The 18,756-nt window shown below is 72.8% G+C and carries 16 protein-coding genes; 12 read left to right on the top strand and 4 right to left on the bottom strand.

The window, feature by feature from the left end:
* The first annotated feature begins 103 nt into the window (after positions 1-103).
* From ACZ5D2_RS16955 to ACZ5D2_RS16935, 5 genes are all read left to right on the top strand, one after another.
* On the top strand, positions 104-1,090 hold the full coding sequence (locus ACZ5D2_RS16955; protein WP_371675020.1) for an aldo/keto reductase: 987 nt from the start codon (positions 104-106) through the stop codon (positions 1,088-1,090).
* A gap of 190 nt (positions 1,091-1,280) precedes the next feature.
* The gene (locus ACZ5D2_RS16950) at positions 1,281-1,688 is read left to right on the top strand and encodes a MazG-like family protein (RefSeq protein WP_371675019.1); all 408 of its coding nucleotides are present in this window, start codon (positions 1,281-1,283) and stop codon (positions 1,686-1,688) included.
* A 149-nt stretch (positions 1,689-1,837) separates the two neighbouring features.
* Positions 1,838-2,347 carry a hypothetical protein gene (locus ACZ5D2_RS16945; RefSeq protein WP_371675018.1) on the top strand — a complete coding sequence of 170 codons (510 nt, stop codon included), beginning with the start codon at positions 1,838-1,840 and terminating at the stop codon, positions 2,345-2,347.
* A 65-nt stretch (positions 2,348-2,412) separates the two neighbouring features.
* Entirely contained in the window at positions 2,413-4,473 is a 2,061-nt protein-coding gene (ligA, locus tag ACZ5D2_RS16940) for an NAD-dependent DNA ligase LigA (RefSeq protein ID WP_371675017.1), read from the top strand.
* Between the two features lie 117 nt (positions 4,474-4,590).
* Positions 4,591-5,457, top strand: coding sequence for a DMT family transporter (locus ACZ5D2_RS16935; RefSeq protein WP_371675016.1), 867 nt, complete (start codon positions 4,591-4,593; stop codon positions 5,455-5,457).
* Between the two features lie 32 nt (positions 5,458-5,489).
* On the opposite strand, the gene ACZ5D2_RS16930 is transcribed toward ACZ5D2_RS16935, so the two are convergent.
* The gene (locus ACZ5D2_RS16930) at positions 5,490-6,203 is read right to left on the bottom strand and encodes a helix-turn-helix transcriptional regulator (RefSeq protein ID WP_371675015.1); all 714 of its coding nucleotides are present in this window, start codon (positions 6,201-6,203) and stop codon (positions 5,490-5,492) included.
* Between the two features lie 370 nt (positions 6,204-6,573).
* Between ACZ5D2_RS16930 and ACZ5D2_RS16925 the strand changes: the two genes are divergently transcribed.
* From ACZ5D2_RS16925 to ACZ5D2_RS16905, 5 genes are all read left to right on the top strand, one after another.
* Positions 6,574-6,732, top strand: coding sequence for a hypothetical protein (locus tag ACZ5D2_RS16925; RefSeq protein WP_371675014.1), 159 nt, complete (start codon positions 6,574-6,576; stop codon positions 6,730-6,732).
* Positions 6,733-6,753: 21 nt separating this feature from the next.
* The gene (locus ACZ5D2_RS16920; RefSeq protein ID WP_371675013.1) at positions 6,754-6,906 is read left to right on the top strand and encodes a hypothetical protein; all 153 of its coding nucleotides are present in this window, start codon (positions 6,754-6,756) and stop codon (positions 6,904-6,906) included.
* A gap of 213 nt (positions 6,907-7,119) precedes the next feature.
* Entirely contained in the window at positions 7,120-8,172 is a 1,053-nt protein-coding gene (locus ACZ5D2_RS16915; protein ID WP_371675012.1) for a cupin domain-containing protein, read from the top strand.
* Positions 8,173-8,234: 62 nt separating this feature from the next.
* On the top strand, positions 8,235-10,013 hold the full coding sequence (locus tag ACZ5D2_RS16910; protein WP_371675011.1) for an ABC transporter ATP-binding protein: 1,779 nt from the start codon (positions 8,235-8,237) through the stop codon (positions 10,011-10,013).
* A gap of 211 nt (positions 10,014-10,224) precedes the next feature.
* Positions 10,225-11,445, top strand: a complete 1,221-nt coding sequence (locus tag ACZ5D2_RS16905; RefSeq protein WP_371675010.1) for a serine hydrolase domain-containing protein — start codon at positions 10,225-10,227, stop codon at positions 11,443-11,445.
* Positions 11,446-11,663: 218 nt separating this feature from the next.
* Here ACZ5D2_RS16905 and ACZ5D2_RS16900 read toward each other — a convergent pair whose 3' ends face one another.
* From ACZ5D2_RS16900 to ACZ5D2_RS16890, 3 genes are all read right to left on the bottom strand, one after another.
* Positions 11,664-12,449 carry a CAP domain-containing protein gene (locus tag ACZ5D2_RS16900; protein ID WP_371675009.1) on the bottom strand — a complete coding sequence of 262 codons (786 nt, stop codon included), beginning with the start codon at positions 12,447-12,449 and terminating at the stop codon, positions 11,664-11,666.
* Positions 12,450-12,935: 486 nt separating this feature from the next.
* Entirely contained in the window at positions 12,936-13,925 is a 990-nt protein-coding gene (locus tag ACZ5D2_RS16895) for a hypothetical protein (protein ID WP_371675008.1), read from the bottom strand.
* Positions 13,926-13,967: 42 nt separating this feature from the next.
* Positions 13,968-14,543 carry a PadR family transcriptional regulator gene (locus ACZ5D2_RS16890; protein ID WP_371675007.1) on the bottom strand — a complete coding sequence of 192 codons (576 nt, stop codon included), beginning with the start codon at positions 14,541-14,543 and terminating at the stop codon, positions 13,968-13,970.
* 193 nt (positions 14,544-14,736) lie between these two features.
* Between ACZ5D2_RS16890 and ACZ5D2_RS16885 the strand changes: the two genes are divergently transcribed.
* A complete protein-coding gene (locus tag ACZ5D2_RS16885) occupies positions 14,737-16,389 on the top strand; it encodes an FAD-dependent monooxygenase (RefSeq protein WP_371675006.1) in 1,653 nt (550 codons plus the stop codon).
* Positions 16,390-16,630: 241 nt separating this feature from the next.
* Positions 16,631-18,667, top strand: coding sequence for a calcium-binding protein (locus ACZ5D2_RS16880; protein ID WP_468929965.1), 2,037 nt, complete (start codon positions 16,631-16,633; stop codon positions 18,665-18,667).
* The last annotated feature ends 89 nt before the right edge of the window (positions 18,668-18,756 follow it).

The raw sequence follows: 18,756 nt of genomic DNA, 5'->3' as shown, positions 1-18,756 counted from the left end.
GAGGCCGGTCGCGGCCTGCCCGGCCGTGGAAGTCGGTTGACATGGAGTGCACTCCAACACCTAGCGTCCTGAGCAGACGAACTCGATCTCAGGAGGCATCACCATGACCGACCTTCCCACCCGGCACCTGGGCGAACTGGCCGTCTCCGCACAGGGACTGGGCTGCATGGGCATGAGCCACGGCTACGGCACGTCGGACGACGCCCAGTCGATCGCCACCCTGCACCGTGCCCTCGATCTCGGGGTGACCCTCCTGGACACCTCCGACTTCTACGGCGTCGGCCACAACGAGGAGCTGATCGGCCGGGCCGTGGCGGGACGCCGCGACGAGGTGGTGCTGGCCACCAAGTTCGGCTTCGCCAACCGCCTGGGCGAGCCCACCCTGGTCCGCGGTGACGCGGCCTACGTCCGGCAGGCGTGCGAGGCGTCGCTGCGCCGCCTCGGAGTCGACCACATCGACCTCTACTACCAGCACCGGGTCGACCCGCGGGTGCCGATCGAGGAGACGGTCGGTGCGATGGCCGAGCTGGTCCGGGAGGGCAAGGTCCGCCACCTCGGACTGTCCGAGGCCGGCGTGCAGACCATCCGGCGGGCCCACGCCGTGCACCCGATCGCCGCGCTGCAGAGCGAGTGGTCGCTGTGGACCCGGGACCTGGAGGCGGAGATCGCGCCGGTCTGCCGCGAACTCGGCATCGGCCTGGTCCCGTTCTCCCCGCTCGGGCGCGGCTTCCTGACCGGGCAGTACCAGTCGGTCGAAGGGCTGTCCGAGAACGACATACGGCGCACGCAGCCGCGCTTCGCCGACGGCAACCTCGAACGCAACCTCGCGATCGTCGCGAAGCTGAACGAGCTGGCCGCGGCCAAGGGGGTCACCACCGGCCAGCTCGCCCTGGCCTGGGTGCAGGGCCGGGGTGCCGACGTGGTGCCGATCCCGGGGACCCGGCGGCAGCGCTACCTGGAGGAGAACCTCGCCGCACTCGCCGTGGAACTGTCCCCCGAGGAGCTGGAGGCCATCGAGGCCGCGGCGTCGCCGGACCGGATCGCGGGCACCCGCTACGACGCGAACAGCCTCACCTTCGTCAACCACTGAGCCCCACACCGCCGACCGGCCCGCGCGCCCCGGGCCGCCACGCCGGTCGGCCGTGTCCACGCGAACGTGTGAGTTGAAGGCGTCCGGGCCCGGAGGGCCGCCCCGCGGGCCAGACTCGTCATTGCCGACCCCCCTCCGGCGGTCGCACCACGGTTTGCCGGAAGGCCGTTGCTCCTGAAGGGAGCCATGCGTGAGCGAGATCCCCGCTACCGGGACGGGTACGCAGGACCTCTGGCCCGTCATCCAGCGGCTCGCCGCGTCCTTCGCGCGCCGCGACGGCGAGCGGGGGGTGTCCGCGGAAGAACAGTGGACCCTCCAAGTCCTCAAGATCGGGGAGGAGTTCGGGGAGGCGGCGCAGGCCGTGATCGGAGCCCGCGGCACCAACCCGAGGAAGGGGTACAGCCACGGCTGGCCGGACGTCCAGGCGGAGGTCGCGGACACCGCCATCACCGCTCTGGTCGCACTCGCCCGGATGCGGCCGGACGACGCGGCCGCATACCTCGCGGGTCACCTCGCCTCGAAGTCGGCCAGGTTCCTGCCCGGCCCGCAGCAGCAGCCGCCGCCCGACGACCGGCCGGAGCCGGAACCGCACCGGTGACCGGCCGCCGGCTCCGTTCCCCACGGAGTGGTACGCCCGCCTCGCCGTCCTTTCCTCGCCGGGCGGTGACGGCGCTCTGACCGCCTGACCGCTGACGGCCGGTGAGCCGTCGGCCCTCCTCCGGTCAAGCGGCGGGCTACGCTGTGCGCATGCCGCCCCGCCCCCGGACGCGCCCCACCGAGGAGCTGCTCCACACCGTCGAGGACCTTCACGCGCTGCGCTTCCCCCGGCAGGAGGAGCGGGCGGGGGACCGGTGGGGCGGACCCGGGTACCACCTGGTCGTGCTGGTGGAGAGCCAGGACTTCTGGGAGGACCGCGACACCGGGCTCGTCGAGGAGGCCGAGGCGGGGGTGGAGGCCGATCGCGCCGCCCTGGCCGAGCTCCTCACCCGACGCTGGGGAGCACCGGCCACGGTCGACCTCGGCGCCCGCGCGGGCTCCGACGGTACCGGTGCCGGTACGCACACCGATCCCGATCCCGATTTCGACGCCGAGGAGCCGGAGCCGATCGGGTTCCTCTCCGGGGTGACCTCCACCCTGCAGGTGTGGCTGCCGGGCGGGTCCGGCCGCTGGGTCGGCCTGGCCGTCGGCCAGGCCGATGCCGAGTGGCCGCTGCAGCTGCTCGCCGCGTTCGGGGAGTCGTCCGCACTGCCGGGATGATCCCCGCCCGGCGACCGGCCAACGGCCGGGGGCCGTTGTCAGACCCGTGGTGCAGGATCAAGGACATGAAGAGCCTTTACGCCGATGAGGCGCTGTCCAGCATGTCCGGCCGCGACGACTACGAAGCCGCTCTCGGCCGCCTGCGCGATGCGTCGCGGGCGTACTACGGCGACGGTGACAGCCCCGTCGACGACGCCACCTACGACCGGCTCCGCCTCGCCGTGCTGGCCTGGGAGCAGGCGCACCCCGACGAGGTCGCCCCGGATTCCCCGACCGGTCTGGTCGGGGACGGCGCCGCCCCGGCCGGAGACGTCGCGCACACCACCCGGCTGCTCAGCCTCGACAACGTCTTCGACCCGGCCGGCCTCACGGCCTGGGGCGCCTCCCTGCAGCGCCGCCTCGGCCACGAGCCCGCCGGCGGGTTCACCGTCGAGCCGAAGATGGACGGCGCGGCCGTCGCCGCCCGCTACCGCGCCGGCCGGCTGGAACGGATCGTCACCCGGGGCAACGGCACCCACGGCGAGGACGTCAGCCACGTCATCGGTACCATCGAGGGCCTGCCCGAGCGACTGCCCGTACCGCTCACCTTCGAGGTGCGGGGCGAAGTCCTCTTCACCCAGCAGCAGTTCGAGACCGCGAACGAGGTCCGCGCCGCGCACGGCGCACAGGTCTTCGCGAACCCGCGCAACGGCACGGCCGGCACCCTGCGCGCCAAGGACCGCCCGTACCGGCTCGCGATGACCTTCTGGGCGTACGGGGCGGTCGAGCTGGACGGCATCGCCTTCGCACCTGCCGGCGCCACGCACGCCGAGGTCCTGGCCGCCGTCACCGAGGCCGGGGTGCAGACCACCGCCGCCACGCCCGCCGGGCTGCACGTCGTCGCCACCCTCACCGAGGCGCAGCGGAAGGTAGACGAGATCGCCGCGCTGCGTCCCGTCCTCCCGTTCGGCATCGACGGGGTCGTGATCAAGGCGAACGACGCGGCCGAACAGGCCGCGGCCGGGTTCGGCAGCCGGTTCCCGCACTGGGCGACGGCCTTCAAGCTCCCGGCCGTCGAGCGGCAGACCGTACTGAAGGACGTGGTCTGGGACGTGGGCCGCACCGGCGTCCTCGCCCCGACGGCCATCCTCGAACCGGTGGACATCGACGGATCCACCGTCACCCGCGCCACCCTGCACAACCCGGCCGACATCCGCCGCCGCGACCTCCACCTCGGGGACACCGTGACGGTCTACAAGGCCGGCGACATCATCCCCCGCGTCCAGGCCCCGGTGACCGGCCTCCGTCCCGCCGGGGCGCGCGAGGTGCCGCTGCCCACGGCGTGCCCGAACTGCGCCGGCGAGATCAACAAGGACCAGGAACGGTGGCGCTGCGCCAAGGGCACCGCCTGCGCACTGCCCGCCCTGATCGAGTACGCCGCCGGACGCGACATGCTCGACATAGACGGCCTCGGCAAGACGTACGTCAAGGCCCTGATCGACTCCGGTGACGTCGCCGACGTCGCCGATCTCTTCACCCTCACCGAGGAGCAGCTCACCGTCGCCTCCGGCAGCGCCAAGCGCGGGGCCAGACTCGCCGAGCAGATCGAGGCCGCCAGGTCCCGGCCGCTCAGCCGCGTCTTCTGCGCCCTGGGCGTACTCGGCACGGGGCGGAGCATGTCCCGCCGCATCGCCGCGCACTTCGAGACCATGGACGCGATCCGGGCGGCCGACGCCGCCGCCCTGCAGGAGGTCGACGGCATCGGCGGGGAGAAGGCCCCGGTCATCGTCGAGCAGGTCGCCCTGCTGGCGCCCGTCATCGACAAGCTGGCCGAAGCCGGCGTGAACATGAAGGAGCCGCGGGAACCGCGCCCCCTCACGGAGGGCCCCCTGGCCGGGCGCACCGTCGTCGTCACCGGCAAGATGAGCGGCCCGCTGGAGACACTGGGACGCTCGGAGATGAACGCCCTGATCGAGAGGGCCGGCGGCAAGGCGGGCAGCAGTGTCAACTCCAAGACCGCCTACCTGGTCTGCGCCCCGTCCCCGAGCGGAAAGCCCAGCTCGAAGGCGGTCAAAGCCGCGGAACTGGGCGTCACCGTCCTCACCCCGGAGGCCTTCGCCGAGCTCGTCGCGGACCACCTGGCCTGACCCGGGCCGCGCGGTCCGCCCCCGTCCGTGGACCCGGACGGGGGAACGGGGGCCGCCGGGCGCGTACCGCACGGTGTCACGGCGGCGCGCCGCGACGGGTGCGGTGAGGATCGGGGCATGGGCTTCGTACTGCCGGTCCTCTTCGCTCTGTTCGCGGCGTTCAGCAACGCCCTCGCGACGGTCCTCCAGCGGAGGGCCTCGCTCACGGTGCCGCAGAGCGACGGCTTCCGCTTCGGGCTCGTCCTCGATCTGCTGCGCCGCCCCGTGTGGATCGGCGGGATCCTCGCGGTGATCGCGGCCGGCGTGGGCCAGGCCGCGGCGCTGGCGACGGGCGCGCTGTCCCTCGTACAGCCGCTGTTCGTGCTGGAGCTGCCGCTCGCCCTGCTGATCGCCTCGCTGGTGGGGCGCCGCCGGCTGCCGGGGGTGCTGTGGCTCGCCGTGGCCGCGGTGGTGGCGGGCCTGGGGACCGTACTGGTGGCCGCCTCGCCCACGGGCAACCGCACGCACGTCCCGCTCGACCGGTGGGTGATGGCACTGCCGGCGTGCACCGCGGCGGTGGCCGTGCTCGCGGCGGCCGGACTGCGGCGGCCGCCGGGCCGGATGCGGGCCGGATGCCTCGGCGCGGCCACCGCCGTCTGCTACGCCCTCACGGCGGCCCTCATGAAGTCGGCGGTGCACGCGCTGAGCGAGGGCGGCGTCGGGGCGTTCCTGACGACCTGGGAGACCTACGGCTTCGCCGCGAGCGGCATCTGCGCCGTGCTGCTCCTCGAACACGCCATGCAGGGCGGGCCGCTGGTGGCCTCGCAGCCCGCCCTGACCCTCGGCGACGCGGGCGTCAGCGTCGCCCTGGGGGTGCTGCTGTACGAGGAGCACCTGCGCACCCATTGGCGGCTGGTCCCCCAGCTGCTGGGTCTGGCCCTGATCTGCGCGGGGGTGCTCGCCCTGGCCAGGTCCGGGGCCGGTGACGGGCCCGGCGCGCCCTGAAGTCGCGGGAGGCGCCGCAGGGACCGGCCGTATCAGGCCGCGTCCCGCGGGAACTCGGTGGAGGGCGACCAGTCGACGGGATCGGCGGGGACCGCCTTCGGGGTGATACCCGTCATGGACTTGAACACGTGGTTGTAGTGGGACTGATCGTGGAAACCGGCGTGCTGAGCGACCTTCGCCAGCGGCATGCCCGTCCCTTGAAGCCGTAGCGCGTGGCTGAGCCGCAGGATGCGGGCGATGGCGGAGGGGGTGCGTCCCACCTGTTCCCGGAAGCGCCGTTCCAGGTGCCGTGTGCTCCAGTAGGTCCCGGCCGTGAGCTCCTTGACCTTCACCCGGCCGTGCGTCCGGTGCAACTCCCGCCAGGACCAGGCCACCTCCGGCGAGACCGCCGGCCCCCGGCCCACCAGGGGCAGCAGCAGGGCGTCCAGGATCCGCACCTGGCCGTCCCACGTGGCGGATTCGAGCTGCTCCGGCAGGTGCCGCAGCGCGGGCGGCAGCAGGTCGGCGGGATCCAGGTACGGCAGGTCCCAGTGGTGCATGGGCGTTCCGAACAGGCTGTAGGCGCCCATGGGGGTCATCCGCAGCACGATGCCCCGGACCCCGCCCCCGTGCCGGCCCACCAGGGCGCTCGTGAGCGGAAGATCGGCCCGGTGAAAGCAGCTGACGCTGCGTTCCGGATCCGCCGTGTCGAACGTGTGGACGGGGGAGCCGAACCCGAATCCGATCGTCGCGACGGTGTCGGGCATCACCAGCCTGTTCTGGTGATGGCCGGGACCGTATTCGTAGCACGCATAGACCTCAACGGAAGATCTCAGGCCGGGTGCGGGCAGGGTTCGCCATGCCTTGAAGGAATGGGTCCGGCTGGAGGTCGAGCGCGCTGGGCGCATGAATTCACTCTCCTGGGCAGGAGGTTTCCGGGGTACGCACATGCTGTACCAGTCCCATTCCTCCGAAAAGGAGATCTTGAGCCAACCGGGCTGCCGAATCCATGCGCTTCCCGCGGAACCCGATCATCCATATCAGGTCGCGTCCGTACAAGACGATCGCCGTCACCCGTGGTCATCCTGAAGCGCACGGAAAGACCGGGCCGCCGGGCCCGGACGGGAGAGGAGGAGCATGTCCACGTCGCTCGACCCGAGTGACATCGCCATCGTCCGCGCACCCCGGGCCATGGCACTTCCGCACGACCCGTCCGTCCACTTCTCCATGGACGACAACGACAGCGACGACAGTGGCGGAGCGGACTGGTTCACCGTCCAGGACGACACCGACTGACGAACACGAGGAGACACCGCAATGGGCAAGAACCTCGACCCGCAGGACATCACGGTGGTGCGCCCCGCCGGCACCCTCGTCCCGCCGCACGACAACAGCAACCACGAAGGTGACGACAACGACAGCAACGACTCCGGCGGTCACGACGGGTGGTTCGGCGACGACACCGACTGACGCACCGGCCGCCACCGCAACGGAACCGAATCCCCGAGGAGTTCGAAACCTGTGACGACCGTTACGGGTCGGGGGGCGGCTGCGCGCACCGCGCAGCCCTCTTCCGCCCTCTGCCGACTCATTCACCCGACGGACCCGGAGGAATTCCGGAACGAATACTGGGAGCAGCGCCCCCTCCGCATCCCGAGGAACGACCACCGGTATTTCGCGGAATTGCTGACCCTTTCCGACGTCGATGCGCTGCTGAGTCGCTCCGGGCCGGATTTCTCCAACGTCCGGGTGGTCTCCGAGGGCCAGGAGACCCCGGTGTCGACGCTGGGCGGTACCGACCGGCTGGAAATGCTGTACGAGCGGTACCGCTCCGGTTCCACCATCGTCCTCAACGCGCTGGAACGGCGCTGGGACCCCCTCACACGGCTGACCACCGAGCTGAGCGCCGAAGTCGGTGCCCGGTTCCAGGTGAACGTCTACCTCACCCCCGGCGGGCGGGCCCGCGGATTCGATCCGCACTACGACAACCACGACGTCATCATCCTCCAGGCCCACGGCACCAAGAGCTGGCGGCTGTACGGCATGCCCGACGCCCTGCCGCTGCGCAGTCAGCGGTACGGCGCGGCACGGCCCGTCCCCGAGGTGGAGGAGGAGTTCGACCTCGAACCCGGCAGCGTGCTCTACCTGCCCCGCGGGACGGTGCACGCCGCGACCTCGACCGATACGGCTTCCCTGCACCTGACCCTCGGCGTCCATCCGGTGCTCTTCCCCGCCCTCCTCGGCGAGGCCGTGCAGGACCTGGCGGAGGACGACGAGGCCCTGCGCAGGGGACTGCCCATCGGGTTCGCCTCCGACGAGGGCCGCAGGCGGGAGGCCGAGCGGATGATCGAGGGGCTGCTGGAGACCGTACGCACCCGGCTGACCCCACGGGAACTGACGGACCGCGCCGTCACGAGGGCCGTATCCATCGCCCCGCCCGTACTGCGCGGCCACCTCACCGACCTGGAGCGGACGCCCCGGCTCGACGGCGACACCCCCGTGAGGCTGCGGCCGGGCCTGCGCTGGCGGGTGTCCCTCACCCACGAGCACGTGGAACTGGCCTTCCACAACAAGACCGTCCGGCTGCCCCGCCACGTCGCCGACGAGGTGCGCTTCGTGGTGGAGAGCGGACACGACCCCTTCACGGCGGCCTCGATCACGGGGGACCTGGACCGGCCGGGCCGCCTGCTGCTCGTGCACACCCTGGTCCGCGAGGGCCTGCTGGCGGTGGGCTGACGCACGCCGTGCCCCGGAACGGCGGACCGTACCCACGCCAGGACCGAAACGAGGTGGGCCGCATGGCCACCGATCACACCGGTGCGCGGCACGTCCCGCTGCTCCGCATCGCACGGCTCTTCGCCCCCTACCGCGGCCGCCTGGTGGCCGTCGTCCTGCTCGTCATGGGCGGGGCGCTCACGGCCGTCGTGCCGCCGTTCGTCCTGCGGACGATGCTGGACGTCGCGCTGCCCGAGGGCCGGCTCGGGCTGCTCACCGTACTGGCCCTGACCATGCTCCTCCTGATCGTGGTCGGCATCGCGATGGGCGTCGGACAGGCCTTCCTGTCGGCGTCCCTCGGCCAGGCGGTCATGGACGACCTGCGCAACGCGGTGTTCTCCCATCTGCAGCGCATGCCCCTGTCCTTCTTCACCTCGACGCGGACCGGGGAGGTCCAGTCCCGGATCTCGAACGACATCGGCGGTATGCAGGCCACCGTGACCGGCACGGCGACCACCGTGGTGTCCGGTGTCACCACGGTGGTCGCCACCCTGGTGGCGATGTTCTCCCTGGACTGGCGCCTGACCGCGGTGTCCGTCGCCGTCCTCCCGCTGTTCGTCTGGATCAGCCGGCGCGTCGGCGGCGAACGCCGCGCCCTCACCCGCGAGCGGCAGAACCTGCTCGCGGTGATGTCCACCCTGGTCGAGGAGTCCCTCTCGGTCAGCGGATTCCTCCTGGGACGCACGATGGGCCGGACCGACACCGTGGTGCGCGAGTTCGCGAGGCGTTCGCGCGACCTCGCCGACCTGAGCGTCAGGTCCACCGCGGTCGGCCGCTGGCGCCAGTCGGCCGTCTCCATGGTGATCGCCGCCATGCCGATCGGCCTCTACTGGAGCGCCGGGGCCCTCGGGGAGCACGGGCGGCCCACCGCGTCCGTCGGTACGATCGTCGCCTTCACCTCGCTCCAGCAGGGCCTTTTCGGCCCGACCGTCACCCTCCTCCAGTCCGCCATCGGATTCCAGAGCGCCCGCGTCATGTTCGAGAGGGTCTTCGAGTACCTGGACCTGGAGAGCTCCATCAGGGAACCGGCCCACCCCGTCCGGCTCGCCTCGCCCGCGGGCCATCTGCGCTTCGAACACGTCCACTTCGCCTACCCCGGCGCGCGACCCGTCCTCCACGACATCGACTTCGACCTGCCCGCCGGAGGGAAACTCGCCGTGGTCGGGGCCACCGGCGCGGGCAAGACGACCCTCGGCTACCTGATACCCCGCCTCTACGACGCCACCGGGGGCCGGGTCACCATCGACGGCGTCGATGTCCGCGACCTGAGCTTCGCCGGCCTCGCCGAGACGGTCGGGGTGGTCTCCCAGGACGTCCACCTGTTCCACACCACCGTCGCCGACAACCTCCGCTTCGCGAAACCCGGAGCGAGCGACCGCGAACTGATCGACGCCGCCGAGGCCGCCCACCTGCACGAACTGATCACGGGACTTCCCGACGGCTACGACACGCTCGTCGGCGAACGCGGATACCGCTTCTCCGGCGGCGAGAAGCAGCGCCTGGCCATCGCGCGCACCATGCTCAGGAATCCGCCGCTGCTGGTCCTCGACGAGGCCACCAGCGCCCTGGACACGTACACCGAGGCGAGCGTCCAGCGAGCCCTCGACGCCCTTTCCGCGGGCCGTACCACCGTCACCATCGCGCACCGGCTCTCCACCATCCGCAACGCCGACCGGATCATCGTCCTCGACAAGGGACGCATCGTGGAGACGGGCACTCACACCAGCCTGCTGCACCGGCGCGGCCGCTACGCCGCGCTGGTCCACGCGGGCCCGCGCGAGGCCGGCGGAAGCGGCGAGTAGACGCGGGTTCCGCCGGATCGACCCCCGGCGGCGCGGGCGGCAGCCTGATGGGCAACCACCGGATCCGGTCCTTCGAAGAGCAGTGACCATCCGCCGGCGCGGGGGATCCGGCCTTTCGTGCCGACGGTCCTCGACGGCTCACCGCGCGGGCGGGGTGGCGCGGCCCTACGGTGGTGATGTCGTCCCGCTCCCGGCGGCAGGAGGCCGCGCCGTGAAGCCGATCCGCGTTGGGCTGCGCCGGGCCTGTGTGGCCGTTGCCGCCGCAGGTGTGCTCATCGCCCCGGTCGCCGCGGGCTCCGCGTACGGGGCGCCCGCCCCGGCCCGCGCGACCCCCTCCCCGCCGGCGGACACCGGATTCCCGAAGCTCACCCCGGCCGTCGCGGCGAAGCTCGACGCCGCCATCCTCGGGACCCTGCGCGAAACCAGGGTCCCGGGCGTGATCGTCGGCCTGTGGGCGCCGGGCAAGGGCAGCTACGTGAAGGCCTTCGGCGTGGCCGACAAGGCGACGTCCGCCCCGATGACGCCCGACCTCCTGGTCCGCATCGGCAGCGAGACCAAGACGTTCACGGTCACCGCCCTGCTGCAGCTCGTCGACCGGAAGAAGGTCGGCCTGGACGACCCCATCGGGCGGTACGTCGCTGGAGTGCCGAACGGTGACCGCATCACCCTGCGCGAGCTCGCGGGGATGCGCAGCGGGCTCTTCAACTACAGCGAGGACCCCGCCTTCGACAAGGCGTTCGCCACGGACCCCGACCGCCCCTTCACCCCGCGGGAGTTGCTCGGGTACTCCTTCAAGCACCCGGTGCAGTTCGCCCCGGACGCCGAGTTCGAGTACTCCAACACCAACCTGATCCTGCTCGGCCTGGTGGTGGAGAAGATCACGGGCCGCCCGATCGGCGACGTCATCGCCCGGGACGTCCTGAAGCCGGCGGGGCTGCACCACACCCTCTTCCCGGCCGGCGCGCAGTTCCCGACGCCGCACGCACGCGGCTACACGAACCAGACCGCGAGCGGAAAGATCGAGGACTCCACCGACTGGGACCCCTCCTGGGCCTGGTCGGCCGGAGCGATGATCTCCGACCTCCAGGACCTGCGCAGCTGGGCGAAGACCGTCGCCACGGGCACCCTGCTGACGCCCGCCACCCAGGCCGAACGCCTCAGGACCCGGTCCATCGGCATTCCCGGCGCCGGCTACGGCCTGGGCATCTTCGACGTCCAGGGCTGGATCGGCCACAACGGGTCGATCCCCGGGTACGAGACGCTGACCGTCTACCTGCCGGAGGAGAAGGCGACGATGGTCGTGCTGATGAACACCGACGTCACGGTCGGCGGCCAGGAACCCAGCACCTTCTTCGGCGAGGCGATCACGAGCGTCGTCACCCCCGGCCACGTCTACCCGGGTCGCAAGCCGTCCGTGTCCACGGGCCGCTGACCGCCCGGTGCGCGGGACCGGATCCGTGCGCTATGCTGATCTTGTTCTCGCAGCCGTGGAAACACGGTGGTGGGACCGGCGTTGGTGGTCCAAGGAAAGACACCCCACTTCCCGTGGGGGAATGCAGGTGCAAGGCCTGCCCAGCGCTCGACCGAAAGGCCCCGGCCTCCTCAGGGAGGCCGGGGCCTTCGTTGCGTTCGCCGAGACGGCGGTGCGGGTCAGCGGGCCGCGCCGAAGTCCTGCGTCCAGTACTGGCCCGGCTGCGCGAGGCCGACCCCGATCTCCTTGTAGGAGCAGTCGAGGATGTTCCGCTTGTGGCCCGGGCTGTTCATCCAGCCCTCCATGACCTTCGCGGCCGTGGGGTAGCCGTAGGCGACGTTCTCGCCGTACGTGCTCCACACATATCCGGCACCGGTGATGCGCCGGCCCGGATCGGAGCCGTCGGAGCCGGTGTGGGACATGGTGGCGTGGGCGGCCATGTCGGCACTGTGGTCCTGCGCGGCCTTGGTGAGCCGGTCGTTGACGGTGACCGCCGGACATCCGACCGCCGCACGCTCCTTGTTGACGAGCGCGACGACCTCGGCCACGGGGCCGGAGGGTGCCGCGGAGGCCTCGGGAGCCGCGGGGGCGGCGGGGGCGGCGGGCGCCGCCGTCTCGGCCGGCGGCTGCACGGGCTGCGGCGCCTGCGGCTGCTCCGCGGTCGGCGCGCTCTCGTCCGCGGGCTCCACCGGCGGCTCGGAGGCCGGCTCGGCGACGGGCTGGGCGGGGGCCGCGGGGGCGGCCGCCTCGACCGGGGCTTCCACGGGCGGCTGCGAACCCGGGCCCCCGAAGCCGGGAGCGTCGTCCCAGGGCCGGCCGTCGTGCCGGGCGGCGCCGGCCGACGCGGGGCCGGAGCCCTGCGGGCCCAGGCACGCCATGGCGGCAGAGGGCACACCCACGAGGGCCAGGGCCCCGAGGGTGACGATTATTTTCCGATGGTGCGTCTTCTTACGGTGCTTCCGCATGCCTGACCTCACTCGGTGATCGCGAACCTTCCGGCGCCGGACCGCGAGGACGCCGGAGGAGCCGCCATTCTTAGAAACCCGGCAGCGGCCTGGCAAGCCGTGGTCCCGGCACCGCCGGGGGACGGGAGGCTGCGGCTTGAAACGTCCGGAAGATCGTGCATGTCCTTGCGGCGGCCGGTCGGGCACGCATCTGACGCGGCACTAGGACCCCTCGCCACCAGCCGCGTTGCCCCGAACAAGACAGGAGGCTCTGATTCCGTTTCTGGCAGAGGCCGGAATGTCCACGTGAAATAGGTACAAAAGCTGAAATGTCGGCGACGGTGCAGCCCCTGCCGGGCCGCCCGGGCCGCCGAGTGGGGCGTGACGCATGTCACGCGTTCGCAAGGGAACCGGAACGCCGCGGCGCCCGGTGGCCCTGCGGCCGGGTGTCACCGGCCGCAGGGGTCGCGGGAAGCGCCGCGGGGGCCACCGGTGACGCCGGGGCCGTCAGATGCTGAGCCGTTCCACCAGCCTCCGCATGGTCTCGAAGGCGGGCTTGGGGGTGTAGTCGTCGGTGGTGAGGCCGAACCGGTGGAAGAGGTCCGGGCCGGCGCTGTCGGCGTCGCGGAGCGCGAAGTGCGTGTACCCGCTGAGGCCGAGTTCCCCCGCGCGCGCGGCGACGACGCCGAGCAGGGTCTCCACGACCTCGGCCTGGCGGAGCGCGGGCCGGTCGGGGCCGGTGGGCCAGCCGTGCTCGGTGATGTGCAGGGGCAGGTGCCCCAGGCCGGCCGGAGCCAGCACCGCGTCACGGTGGTGCCGTAGCAGCCCTTCGACGGCGGAGGCGAGACCGGCGGCGGCCACGGGCCGGAAGACGTCGGGGAAGAAGTCCAGCCCCACGTAGTCGAGGTCGGCGACGAAGCGTGCGCCGCCCAGATCGGTCAGGTCGCCGGCGAAGGAGGTGTCCGGCCCGAAGAGCGGGGTGGTGTTGAAGCCGATGAGCAGGTGGGTGAGCCCGAGCGCGCGGGCCTGCGCCCCGGCCGCGGACACCCCGCGCACGATCGCCTCGCGCACGCGCGGGTAGTAGCCGTCCAGCAGCGGGTTGGACGTGACGTTCGGTTCCTCCGCGACCTGGAGCGTGCGCGTGACCGCGCCGTACTGGACGACCAGTTCCCGCAGGAAGGCGCAGTAGCCGTCCACGTCCCCGGAGGGGGACCGGTACTGGGCCACCAGGTCGAGCCGGCGGCCCCGGACCGCGTACCGCCCGGCGTCGGCCGGTGTCGCCGTCGGATGCGGGCCGCCGAGCCGGGTGGCGTCGTCGAAACCCACGTACGCGCGTACGAGGAACGGGCGGTCCGCCCGGCCCTGGAGCCGGTCGAGGGCCGCGGTCACCCGGGCGGGGTCGTCGGGCGGGCCGGTGGTCAGACCGCCGCTGTCGTCGCCGCTGAGTCCGCCGGGGTAGATCCCGAAGAGTAATCCCCCGGGCGTTGTCGCTGTCATGTCTTCGCTTTCCCTTCGTTCTGTCCGGTCCCGGTCCCGGCTTCAGCCGGCCGGGGGCCAGGTCAACGCACCGGTGCCGATGTCGTCGAGGACGGTGTCGATCCACGCCGTCTCGGCGCGTGCGAGGCAGAGCGCGTACTCGGCCTCGATGACGAACAGCCGGGGCGCGCCGGCCGCGAGGGCCTCGGCGAGGCGGCTCTCGTCCGCCGCCGTGCGCTCCCGGAGGCGCCCGACGCGCTCGGTCAGCGCCTCGGCGGCGCCGTCGGGTCCCAGGGCGCCCAGGTAGGTGACGGCTCCGAGGAAGCGGGAGAACTCCCGCTCCGGGTTGCGGATCTGGGAGTCCAGCCGCCGCACGAGTTCCTCGCGGCCCGCTCCCGTCAGCTCGTAGACGGTCCGTTCGGGCCGGTTGCCCGAGCGCTGCTGGCCCCGGGCGGTCACCCAGCCGGCCTCGGCCATCGCGGCGACGGTGTTGTAGAGGGTGCCGCGCGTGATCGCGGCGGCATGGCTGTCGCTGCGTTCCCGCAGCTCGGACAGCATCTGGTAGGGGTGTGCGGCCTGTTCCAGGAGGAGGCCCAGCACGGCCAGCACGATCGGGTTGTCCAGGGCTCGACGAGGCATGGTCGAAATCTATCAGTCCAAATAGACTATTGGTGAGGGGTGAAGGAATCTCCGCTCGGGGCGAAGGACGGGCGAGGCGCGGGCGGACGGCGCGGGTGGAGGTGCTTGATGGTCGCGACGGTCCCAGGCCGGCGCGGCGCGCGAGAGGTTCGCGCGGGCCCCGGCTGCCCGAGGCGAGCAGGAGGAGCCCGACATGTCCGTGGCAGAAACCGAGGTCGACGTCCTGATCGTCGGGGCCGGGCCGGTCGGGCTCACCGCGCGGGCGCTGCTGGAGCGCTGGGGCGTGCCCACCCTGCTGGTCGAGAAACGCCGGGCCCTGTCGCCGTTTCCCCGCTCCCGGCTGGTCAACGCGCGCTCGATGGAGATCTACCGCCAGCTCGGCCTCGCCGACGGCATCGCGGCCCGCGCCTTCGCGCCGGAGTTCGGCCGCATCCGATTCCGCGACACCTTCTGCGCGGGCGATTTCGCCACCGCGCCGATGGCCGGGGTCAACGCGCCGGTCCCGGAGAGCCCGGTGATCGGCGTGGTCACCTCGCAGGACCGGCTGGAGCCCGTCCTGCTCGCCGCAGCCGAGGCGCGGGTGCGGTTCGCAGTCGAGCTCGTCGGCCTGGCCGAAGGGCCGCGGGACGTCCTGGCCACGCTGGTGGACCACCGGCACGGAGGGGCGCGCTCGCGCGTCCGCGCCCGTTACGTGCTGGCCGCCGACGGAGCCGATTCCCCCGTGCGGCGACGGCTGGGGATCGGGACCACCGGCCCCGGAGCGCTGGGCGCCTTCACCACCGTCGTCTTCGACGCCGACCTCGGACGATGGTGCGCCGACCGGCCGGCCGGCGTCTACTTCACCGCGCACGGCTCCTTCGCCCCGCTGTACCCCGAAGGGGGCTGGGCCTGGTTCGGGCCCACCCCCGAGGATCCGGCGGACGTCGACTGGCCCGCTCTCCTCGCGCGCGCCCTCGGCCCCGGCGACGGCGTACGCGCCGACGTGCTGCGGGTCCAGCACTGGGTGATGAACGCCTTCGTCGCCGAACGCCTGCGCAGCGGCCGGATCCTGCTGGCGGGCGACGCCGCCCACGCCGTCCCCGTCTTCGGCGGCCTGGGCATGAACACCGGCCTCGCCGACGTGCACAACCTGTGCTGGAAACTGGCCGGTGTCCTGCGGGGCTGGGCCGGCCCGGGCGTACTGGACACCTACGAGCCCGAACGCCTGCCGGTGGCCGGCCGGACGCTCCGCCGGACGGTGGCCAACACCCGACGCGCGCTCGACGTGCAGGGGCGGCGCCGCGAGCAGCGTACGGCCGGCGGTCCGGCGGCGCGGCCCGGAGAGGTCGAACTACCGTGGTCGGAGGGGTTCTTCGCCCAGCTCGGTCTCGTACTCGGCGTCGCCTACCGCTCCGGCGCCGTGCTCGGGGGCGACGGCACGGCTCCCGACGCGGACGACGTGGCGACCGGGGACACGGACGGCGGGCACACGCACGACGCCGACGACACGGATGACGCCGACGGCGCGGACGACGCGGACACGCACTACGTCCCCACCGCGGAGCCGGGCCACCGCATGCCGCACCTCTGGCTCACCCGTGACCGCTCCACGCTCGACGCCTTCGGCCCGTGGTTCACCCTGCTCACCGCGGACCCCGCCCTCTGGGCGCGCCAGATCGCCCCGTCCTGGCCGTTGCGGATCGAGCCGCTCAGGGGCGAGCACGCGCAGCGCTGTGGACTCGCCCCGCACGGAGCACTGCTCGTCCGCCCCGACGGCCACATCGGCGCCCGCTGGCGGGGCCGCCCGCCGAGCGCCACCAGCCTCCACGACGCGCTCACCACGATCACTTCCGCGCCCCGCCCCTGACGGCCCCGAACGCACCCGACCCGTCAGCCCCGGCGGAACCGGCGGCGGACACCGGACGGGCGGGCGCCGGGCGCCGGCGGGCTCTCGTCGCCGAGTGCACCCCGCGCGCTCCTCCGCCGGGGTGGTTCCCGGCGCTCCGGCGGGCGTGGTGCGGCACGTTCCGCGGGGTGCGGGCGGTGCGCGGGACGAAGCTGTGCGCTGCTTCCCGTACGACGCGCGAGGACCGGAGGTCCGTACCCCCATGACCCACGCACACCCCAGACCGGCGCAGCCGCGCCGCAGACCCGGCGGGAGGGCCGGGCTGCCGGCCGCGCTCGGCCTGGTACTCGTACTCCTGCTGCCCGGCACCGCGCTGGCCGCCCCGGGAGACCTCGACCCCACCTTCGGCCCCGACGGCCGGGTGACGACCGTCTTCCCCGGGTTCGCGGAAGGCCACGACGTCGCCCGGCAGGCCGACGGCAAGCTGGTCGTGGCGGGCCTGAGCCAGGACGGCTTCGCGCTCGCCCGCTACAACACCAACGGCACCCTCGACACCACCTTCGACGGTGACGGCCGGGTGACCAGTGACTTCGGCGGTGGCGCGCACGTGGCCAACGCGGTGGCGGTACAGCCCTCGGACGGGAAGATCGTCGTGGCGGGCACCACCGAGGTGCCCGGGGAAGGAGGCGGCTGCTGCTTCTTCTCCGTGGCCCGCTACAACACCGACGGCAGCCTGGACGGCGGATTCGGCGACGGCGGCCTCGTACGGGTCGACGAGTTCGGCGGGTCCGCCGACGGCGCGGACGTGGCGGTACAGCCCGACGGCAGGATCATCGCCGGGGGCAAGGGCGGCGGTGGCGGCTTCGCGCTGGTCCGCCTGACCACCGACGGAAGCCTCGACCCGAGCCTCGGCGGGGACGGGGCGGTGGTCGCGGGCTTCACCCCGGCCTCGCCCCAGGACGCCGGGGGCACCGCCCGCGGCATGGCCCTCCAGCCGGACGGCAAGGTCCTCCTGGTCGGCTACGTGGGCAACACCGCCTTCGACATCGGCGTCGCCCGCTACAACACCAACGGCACCCTCGACACCACCTTCAGCGGCGACGGCATGGTCACCGCGGACTTCGGCGGCACCGAGTTCGGCAACGCCGTGGCGGTGCAGCCGGACGGGAAGGTCGTCGCCGCGGGTGACGGCGGCGCGGGCATCGCCCTGCTGCGCTACAACGCCGACGGCAGCGCCGACACCGGATTCGGGACCGGCGGACGCCGCTCCGTCGGCTTCCCCGGCGACGGCGGAGGCGCTTCCGCCCTGGCGCTCCAGCCGAACGGAAAGATCGTCACCGCGGGGCAGGCCGACGACCCCAACAGCTCCGAGGCCAACGACTTCGGCCTGGCCCGCTTCAACACCGACGGCACCGTGGACACCGGCTTCGGCGGCGACGGCTTCGTGGTCACCGGCTTCGGGGACTTCGACGCCGCGCGCGGGGTGCTCGTCCAGCCGGACGGGAAGATCGTCGCAGCGGGCTACACGGCCGGCTCCGCCTTCGCCCTCGCCCGCTACGAGGGAGGCGACGGCACACCCCCGCCGCCGCCGAGCGCCAACCTGTCGGTGACGAGGACCGGAACGACCACCGTCAGCATCGGAGACCGCGCCTCGTACACGGTGCGGGTCTCCAACTCGGCGTCCTCCACCGCCACCGCGACCGGCGTCAGCCTGTCCGACACGCTCTCCGGGGCCGGTGTGACCCTCACCTCGGCCACCCCCACCCAGGGCACCTGCACGACCACGGCGACCGCCGCCACCTGCGCCCTCGGCAGCCTGGCGCCGGGCGCGAGCGCGACGGTCACGGTCACCGCCGAACCGCGGGCCACCGGCACGCTCACCGGCACGGCCAGCGTCAGCGCCACCCAGCCGGACCCGGCCGCCTCCGACAACACGGCCACCTCCACCACCTCGGTGAACAACGCACACGGCTGCACGGTCATCGGCACCAGCGGAACCGACACCCTGAACGGCGGCTACTTCAACGACGTGATCTGCGCGCTCGGCGGCAACGACACCGTGCGCGCGAGCTACGGGAACGACACCGTCTACGGCGGCTACGGCAACGACAACATCGACGGCGGCTTCGGCGACGACACCCTCGACGGCGGACCCGGCAGCGACACCCTGACCGGCTACTACGGCAACGACCGCCTCACCACCACCGACGGCGTCGCGGGCAACGACACCGCCAACGGCGGCAGCGGCACCGACACCTGCACCACCGACTCCGGAGACATCCGCATCAGCTGCCCCTGACCCGGGGCCCGATCGCCCGTCGTGGGGGGGGGGGCACCAAAGAAGCAGGAAAAAAGCGGCCAGTTCGGGCTTGGTTCGGTTCATTTCGG

This window comes from Streptomyces sp. NPDC031479, from assembly GCF_055581065.1.
The sequence above is the reverse complement of the archived record's forward strand: the minus strand, read 5'-3'. Positions and strand labels throughout refer to the sequence as shown.